The 7,388-nt window shown below is 69.7% G+C and carries 6 protein-coding genes; 4 read left to right on the forward strand and 2 right to left on the reverse strand.

Going from position 1 to position 7,388, the window contains the following annotated elements; genetic code table 11:
- Positions 1 to 597 (reverse strand): lipoprotein insertase outer membrane protein LolB (lolB, locus tag ABGA94_RS01170; RefSeq protein WP_375366142.1); only part of this gene is annotated, 597 nt, incomplete at its 3' end.
- Entirely contained in the window at positions 594 to 2,279 is a 1,686-nt protein-coding gene (locus tag ABGA94_RS01175; RefSeq protein WP_175421912.1) for a tetratricopeptide repeat protein, read from the reverse strand. The genes lolB and ABGA94_RS01175, both read right to left, overlap by 4 nt.
- Positions 2,280 to 2,342: 63 nt before the next feature.
- Here ABGA94_RS01175 and hemA point away from each other — a divergent pair, with 63 nt between their 5' ends.
- The 4 genes from hemA to ppk2 are packed head-to-tail and all read left to right on the forward strand — an operon-like array spanning position 2,343 to position 7,227.
- Complete coding sequence (gene hemA, locus ABGA94_RS01180) at positions 2,343 to 3,626, forward strand: glutamyl-tRNA reductase (RefSeq protein WP_005415395.1); 1,284 nt, start codon at positions 2,343 to 2,345, stop codon at positions 3,624 to 3,626.
- Positions 3,604 to 4,686, forward strand: coding sequence for a peptide chain release factor 1 (gene prfA, locus ABGA94_RS01185; RefSeq protein WP_014036080.1), 1,083 nt, complete (start codon positions 3,604 to 3,606; stop codon positions 4,684 to 4,686). The genes hemA and prfA overlap by 23 nt, the downstream gene beginning before the upstream one ends.
- 5 nt (positions 4,687 to 4,691) lie before the next feature.
- Positions 4,692 to 6,398, forward strand: a complete 1,707-nt coding sequence (locus tag ABGA94_RS01190) for a tetratricopeptide repeat protein (RefSeq protein ID WP_375366145.1) — start codon at positions 4,692 to 4,694, stop codon at positions 6,396 to 6,398.
- 46 nt (positions 6,399 to 6,444) lie between these two features.
- Positions 6,445 to 7,227, forward strand: coding sequence for a polyphosphate kinase 2 (gene ppk2 / locus ABGA94_RS01195; protein WP_065178972.1), 783 nt, complete (start codon positions 6,445 to 6,447; stop codon positions 7,225 to 7,227).
- Positions 7,228 to 7,388: the final 161 nt, after the last annotated feature.

A 7,388-nucleotide genomic window follows, 5' to 3' on the forward strand; every position in this document is an offset into this window, starting at 1 on the left:
CCCCCCCCCCCCCCCCCCCCCCCCCCGTCCGGCGTCGGCCGGGTACCAGTCCAGGTACTGTACCTGCCAGCCCATCTGCTGCATGCGGCGGGGCCGGCCTTCGCCGTCGCGTTCGACCGTCTCGGCGCCGGCGGCGTCGCCGGCCACCAGGCCACGGATCCACTCCGGCAACTGGTTGACCGGAATGTCCCAGCCGGTCGCTTCCAGCAACAGCTGCTGGGCGTCCTCGCCGTCGCGCGGACCGCCTGCCAGTCCTTCCAGGCGGCCAGCTTCGGAATGGGTGTCACCGGTCAGCTTCCAGCTCTGCCGGGTCACCGGCGCGCTCAACTCCACCACGTAGCGGCGGCCTTGCTGCTTCCAGTCGATGCGACCGCTGCCGCCGTCCTTGCCCTTGCTGACCGCGACCCGGCCCTGGAAGGCCCAGTCCGGCTGTGCATGCAGGGCGGCCACGCGCGCCGCTTCGGCCTGCGCCGCTTCGGCCGAGACCGTCTCGACCACCGCCGGTGGCGGGGTCTTCTGCGTGCCCACGCTGGTACAGGCGGTCACCGCCAGGGTCGCAGCCGCCAACAGCAGCGGCCGGATCAGGGAAACACTCATGGATTGAATTTCTCGCGGGCGCGCAGCAGCGCGCGGTTTTCAGGGTCGAGCTTGGCCGCTTCGTCGAAGAAGTGGCGGGCCTCGTCATGCTTGCCCAGCACCCACAGCACCTCGCCGACATGGGCGGCGATCTCCGGGTCCTTGGCCAGGGTCCAGGCCCGGCGCAGCTGCACCAGCGCTTCGTCCTTGCGGCCCAGGCGATACAGCACCCAGCCATAGCTGTCGACGATGGCGGCGTTGTCCGGCTCGGCGACGCGGGCGCGGTCGATCAGCTCCAGCGCCTCCTGCAGGCGCCCGGTACGGTCAGCCAGGGTGTAGCCCAAGGCATTCAGGGCCGGCACGTTTTCCGGGTCGGTCACCAGGATCTTGCGCAGGTCGGCCTCGGCGCGCGGAATATCGTCACGACGCTCCCAGGTGAGCGCGCGGGCGTACAGCAGGCCATTGTCATCCGGGTAGGCGGCCAGGCCGCGGGCCAGCGCATCCAGCTCGCCAGCACTGTCATCGCCGCGCTGGCGCAGCTCGGCCTCCAGCAGATACGCGTCACGGCGCACATCATCATCGACCACCGCGTCGGACTGGATCGCGTGTACCTCATCCAGTGCCTGCGGCAGCCGTCCGGCCAGGGCCTGGGCGTTGGCCGCACGCAGGCGCGCCTCGCTCAGCTCATCACCGCCGGGCACACTGTGGTACCACTGCACCGCCTCGGGATAGCGCTTCAGGTATTCGGCGATCTTGCCCAGCAACAGGCGCTGTGCGGGGTCCGGCTTGGCCGCCTGCCGCGACAGTTCGTTGTAGAGGTTGGACAGCGCCGCCTTGTCGCCCTGCTTGGCCAACAGTGAAGCGCGCATGCCCCAGGTCTGCACATCCTGCGGGCCGAATGCCAGTACGCGCTCGGCCGCAGCCGGTTGCCCCAGGCTGTCGTAGGCGATGGCCACCGCATTGCGCAGCTCGGGGTCCTGCCGTGTCTTCGGCTCGACGTCGTGCAGCAGCGACAAGGCCTTGTCGGTCTCGCCGGCCTGCTGCAGCTGGCTGGCACGCAGCAACGCTACGCGCGGTTCTTCGGGGAAGCGCCTGACCACTTCATCGATCATGCGCCGCGCCAGGTCGGGCTTGTCCATGCGCAGGGCGAGGCGGCCGAACTCCTGCCAGGCCTCGATCTTCGGCGGAATCGCATTGGCATCGACCAGCTCGCCGAGCACCTGCGCCGGCACCGCCGGGTCGCGGCCACCGCCGATCAGCGCGGCCAGGGCGAACTTCCAGCCGCGCTCGTCGGGGTCGGCCAGCAGCGCCTGCAATTCAGTGCGGGCGGCCTTCACATCGCCCTGGCGCATGGCCAGTGCACCGGCGGCGCTGCGCATGGTCAACGAACGTGGGGCGCGCTGCTGCCACAGGGCCAGGCCCTTGGCGGCGCTGGCGTCATCATTGGCAAGCATGGAGATACGGGTCGCGCGCTCGGCCAGGCCAGCGTCGCCGTCGGTCTGCTGCGCGGCCTGCAGGTACCAGCGCGCGGCCTCGGCCAGCTTGCCGGCCTGCAGGGCGAACTCACCGGCCATCACCGGCTCCAGCGCCAGTTCCCCGGTGGCCGCGGCCCGCACGGGGACCTTGGCCGGCACCGCCGCCAGGGCCTGGGCGCAGGCCAGGGACAGCAGCAGAACACTGGGGATGCGAATCAATGCGGGCATCGTCGGCATCGGGGCCTTAAAATGTCGTCCAATGGCCAGCAGCTTATCGCAAGCAACTGAACAATGACCCTGTGGGTGCTCGGACTGAATCACCAGACCGCACCGGTAGAGCTGCGCGAGCGCGCGGCCTTCGCCGGTGAGGCGTTGCCGCGTGCGCTGGGCTCGCTGCGCGATACCCCGCAGATCGCCGAGGCGGTCCTGCTGTCCACCTGCAACCGCACCGAGCTGTACGCCGTGGCCGAGTCGGCACAGGCGCTGGACCAGTGGCTGCGCAGCCAGGCCGGCGACCTGCAGGGCTATCTGTACCAGCATGCCGATGCCGAGGCCGTGCGCCACCTGTTCCGGGTCGCCACCGGACTGGACTCGATGGTGCTGGGCGAACCGCAGATCCTCGGCCAGGTGAAGGACGCCTGGTCGACCGCGCGCGACCATGGCCTGCTCGGCCAGCGCCTGGACCGCCTGTTCCAGCAGACCTTCTCGGTGGCCAAGCGGGCGCGCACCGATACCCAGGTCGGTGCCAACCCGGTATCGGTGGCGTCGGCCGCGGTGCGCCTGGCGCAGAACGCGTTCGCCCGGCTGGACGACTCCACCGTGCTGCTGGTCGGGGCCGGCGAGACCATCGAGCTGGCTGCACGGCACCTGAGCGAAGGCAAGGTGCGGCGGCTGCTGATCGCCAACCGCACCCTGGCCCACGCGCAGGAACTGGCCAGCCGCCATGGCGGCGTGGCCCTGCCGCTGACCGAACTGGACCGCCACCTGGGCGAGGCCGACGTGGTGTTCTCGGCCACCGCCGCGCGCGAGCCGGTGATCCATCGCGAGATGGTGGCCAAGGCCCTGCGTGCACGCCGGCACAAGCCGATGCTGCTGTTCGACCTGGCCGTTCCGCGCGACATCGAAGCCGAGGTCGGCACGCTCAACGATGCCTTCCTCTACACCGTCGATGACCTGGAACGCGCGGTGGAAGACAACCGTCGTGGCCGCCGCGAGGCCGCCGCCGAAGCCGAGGCGATCATCGACCTGCAGGTATCGCGTTACGTCGAGACCCAGCAGGCCAGTGCCCATCAGGCGCCTTTGCGGCAGCTGCGTGCGTTCGGCGAGGCCACCCGCGCCGAGTTGCTGGAGCGCGCACGCCAGCAGCTGGCTAACGGCAAGCCCGCCGACGAAGTGCTGGAACTGCTGGCCCACGGCCTGACCAACCGCCTGCTGCACCCGCCGACCGCCGCACTGCGCGCCGCCGCGCTGAGTGGCGATGCCGACCTGACCCGCGCCGCCGAGCGCCTGTTCCCGGCCACGCCGGGCTACCGCCACCCACCCGTGAGACCCGATGACGCCGACCCTGCGCCGTAAGCTGGAAGCGCTGGCCGAGCGCCGCGAAGAACTGGAACGCCTGCTCGCCGAACCCGACGTGGTCGCCGACAACACCCGTTTCCGCGACCTTTCGCGCGAATTCGCCCAACTTGAACCGGTCGCCACTGCACTGGCCGATGAAGCCCGTGCCAAGGCCGACCTGGCCGCCGCCGAAGGCATGCGCGCCGACCCCGACCTGCGCGAGCTGGCCGACGAGGAAATCGCCGCCGCCCAGGCGCGCCTGCAGGAGCTGGAACAGGAACTGGCCCTGTTGCTGGTGCCGCGCGATCCGCGCGACGAAGGCAACCTGTTCCTTGAAGTACGCGCCGGCACCGGCGGCGACGAAGCCGCGATCTTCGCCGGCGACCTGTTCCGCATGTACGCCCGCTATGCCGAACGCCAGGGCTGGAAGGTCGAGATCGAATCGGACAACCCCGGCGAGCATGGCGGCTACAAGGAAGTGGTGGCACGTGTGGTCGGCCGGGGTGCGTTCTCGCGCCTGAAGTTCGAATCGGGCACGCACCGCGTGCAGCGCGTGCCGGCCACCGAATCGCAGGGCCGCATCCATACCTCGGCCGCCACCGTGGCGATCATTCCCGAGGCCGACGAAGTCGATGACATCGTCATCAATCCGGCCGACCTGAAGGTGGATACGTTCCGCTCGTCCGGCGCCGGTGGCCAGCACGTCAACAAGACCGAGTCCGCGATCCGCATCACCCATGTGCCAACCGGCGTGGTGGTGGAGTGCCAGACCGAGCGCAGCCAGCACGCCAACCGCGACAAGGCGATGAAGCGCCTGAAGGCGCAGCTGCTCGATGCCGAGCGCCAGCGCCAGGACGCGGCACAGGCCGAATCGCGGCGCCTGCAGGTCGGCAGCGGCGATCGCAGCCAGCGCATCCGCACCTACAACTTCCCGCAGGGCCGGATCACCGACCACCGCGTGGAAGGCCTGACGTTGTACGACCTGCCCAACATCCTGGCCGGTGACCTCGACCCGCTGCTGCAGCGGCTCAGCCACGAACACCAGGTCGACGCCCTGGCCCAGCTGTCGGCGGGCTGAGCACGATGACGGCCTGGCAGCAGCGGCAGCACCTGCAGCAGGCGATCGCACGCCAGCCCGGCGACTTCGTCGCCTGGGTGATGCTGGCCGACCTGGAACTGGAAGCCGGCGACATCGCTGCCGGCGAGCAGGCCGCACGACACGCCCTGCAACTGCGCCCGAACCACCCCGAAGCGCTGGCGCGGCTGGGCCGCGTGGCGTGGATGGCCGGCGCGCACACCGACGCGGCGAAGCTGCTCGGCCAGGCCTCGGCATTGGCCCCGCAGCACCCGGGCATCGCGCTGTGGCTGGGCCATGCGCTGGAAGATGCCGATGATGCCGAAGGCGCAGCAGCGGCCTATCGCCGCGCGCACGCGCTGATGCCGGGCGAACCCTACATCGCGGCCCAGCGCCTGGCCTGGCAGCGCCGCCTGTGTGACTGGCAGGACGTGGACACGCTGGCTGCGCAGGTACGTGCCGCGCTCGCTTCCGGGCAGGGTGCAGTGGAACCCTTCGCCTTCCTCAGTGAAGACGTAAGCGCTGCGGAGCAGTTGGCCTGTGCGCGCGCACGCGCGGCGGTCGTTGCGTCGGCGGTGCGCCCCCTTCCTGCAGTGAAGGTTCGCGAGCACGGCGCGTTGCGCGTCGGCTTCCTCTCCAATGGCTTCGGCGCGCATCCCACCGGGCTGCTGACCGTGGCCCTGCTCGAACACCTGCGCCATGACCCGGCGCTGCAGCTGCACCTGTTCGCGCTGAACCGCGCCGATGGCAGCCGCATCCGCGAACGCCTGCAGGCTGCGGCCCGCCTGCATGACGTGGCCGCACTGCGGCATGCCGACATCGCGGCCCGCATCCGTGCACAGGGCATCGACCTGCTGTTCGACCTGCGCGGCTGGGGGGGCGGCGGCACGCCCGAAGTGCTGGCCATGCGCCCGGCCCCGTTGCAGCTGAACTGGCTGGCCTACCCCGGCACATCGGGTGCGCGCTGGCTGGATGCCGTGGTCGCCGACGAATTCGTGCTGCCGGCATCGCTGGAACCTCACTTCAGCGAACGCGTCCTGCGCCTGCCACGTGCCTTCCAGCCCTCGGACAACACCCGCGTACTGGAGCCGGCACCGTCCCGCGCGGAGTGCGGCCTGCCCGAACACGGCGTGGTGTTCTGCTGCTTCAACAACAGCTACAAGCTCAATCCGCGCAGCATGGGCCGCGCCTTCGCGGTGCTGCAGGCCGTGCCCGGCAGCGTGCTGTGGCTGCTGTCCGGGCCCGGCAAGGCCGATGCGCGCCTGCGTGCGGCCGCGCAGGCCGCAGGCCTGGATCCAACGCGGCTGGTGTTCATGGCCAAACTGCCGCATCCGCAGTATCTGGCCCGCTATCAGCTGGCCGACCTGTTCCTGGACACGCATCCGTACAACGCGCATACCACCGCGTCCGACGCGCTTTGGGCCGGCTGCCCGGTATTGACCTGCCCGGGCGATACCTTCGCCGCGCGCGTGGCCGGCAGCCTCAACCATCATCTGGGTCTCTCGCGGATGAACGTTGCCGACGATGAGGCGTTCATCGCCACCGCCAGCGCGCTGGGCAACGACCCGGTGGCGCTGGCAGCGTTGCGTGCCGAACTGGCGCAGGCACGCGAAGACCGTGGTGTATTCGACATGGCAGGTTTTGCCCATGACCTTTCCGCCCTGCTGCAGACGCTGGCGGGCGAGCAGGGCTGGCAGGGCGTCGACACCCCCTGAGCAACCCGTGCGCTACGCTCCGGCTTCCTCCCCGCGTGGTGTGACGATGGCCAAGCTCAAGCGCAAGGACTACGACGAACTGCTGCTGCCGCTGCAGCTGGAACTGACTGCAATGGCGCGCTGGGTGCAGTACAGCGGGCAACGCCTGCTGGTGCTGTTCGAAGGCCGCGATACAGCCGGCAAGGGCGGCGCGATCCAGGCCATCAGCCAGCATCTCAACCCGCGCCAATGCCGGGTGGTGGCGCTGCCCAAGCCCACCGACCGTGAAGCCACGCAGTGGTACTTCCAGCGTTACGCCGCGCATCTTCCCGCCGCCGGCGAGATCGTGCTGATGGACCGCAGCTGGTACAACCGTGCCGGTGTTGAACGGGTGATGGGTTATTGCAGCGAAACCGAATACCAGCAGTTCCTGCGCCAGGCGCCGGTGTTCGAACAGCTGCTGGTGGACGACGGCATCCTGCTGTTCAAGTACTGGTTGTGCGTGGACCAGGAGCAACAGGAAAAGCGCTTCGCCGAACGCCATCTCGATCCGCTGAAGGGCTGGAAGCTCTCACCGGTCGACCTGAAATCGCGCAGCAAGTACAGCGCGTACACCGAGGCACGCGAGGCGATGCTGCGCGCGACGCATCGCGAGGCGGCGCCGTGGACGCTGGTGGACTTCAACGACCAGCGGCTGGGGCGGCTGACGCTGGTGCGCAACCTGCTGGACCGGTTGCCGGACACGCGGGTGGACGCACCGTTGCCGGAGCTGCCGAAGCTGAAGGGCAAGCTGCATCGCGAGCACTACGATGTGCTGAAGCCGATCGAGGATTTCCCGGTCGAGGAATAGGGTGGGTCGGCAGGGCTTGCGGCCCTGCACCTGCCGAAGCCAGAGCAACGGCAACAGCAACAGCAACGGCGGGCTTCCTGAGGGATGGCGGGGCGGGTCCGGGTGCGGGGGACGCTGCAAGTACGTCCATGTAAGCTCGGTCGCCGCATCCATGCGGCTCA

The organism is Stenotrophomonas sp. 3diitr2024 (assembly GCF_042136455.1).
In the GTDB taxonomy this organism is placed as follows: domain Bacteria; phylum Pseudomonadota; class Gammaproteobacteria; order Xanthomonadales; family Xanthomonadaceae; genus Stenotrophomonas; species Stenotrophomonas sepilia.

Excerpts from the sequence above, each read along its gene's own strand:
- ABGA94_RS01190 (WP_375366145.1), top strand. The coding sequence starts at position 4,692 with ATGACGGCCTGGCAGCAGCGGCAGCACCTGCAGCAGGCGATCGCACGC.
- ppk2 (WP_065178972.1), top strand. The coding sequence starts at position 6,445 with ATGGCCAAGCTCAAGCGCAAGGACTACGACGAACTGCTGCTGCCGCTG.
- prfA (WP_014036080.1), top strand. The coding sequence starts at position 3,604 with ATGACGCCGACCCTGCGCCGTAAGCTGGAAGCGCTGGCCGAGCGCCGC.
- ABGA94_RS01175 (WP_175421912.1), bottom strand. The coding sequence starts at position 2,279 with ATGCCCGCATTGATTCGCATCCCCAGTGTTCTGCTGCTGTCCCTGGCC.
- hemA (WP_005415395.1), top strand. The coding sequence starts at position 2,343 with ATGACCCTGTGGGTGCTCGGACTGAATCACCAGACCGCACCGGTAGAG.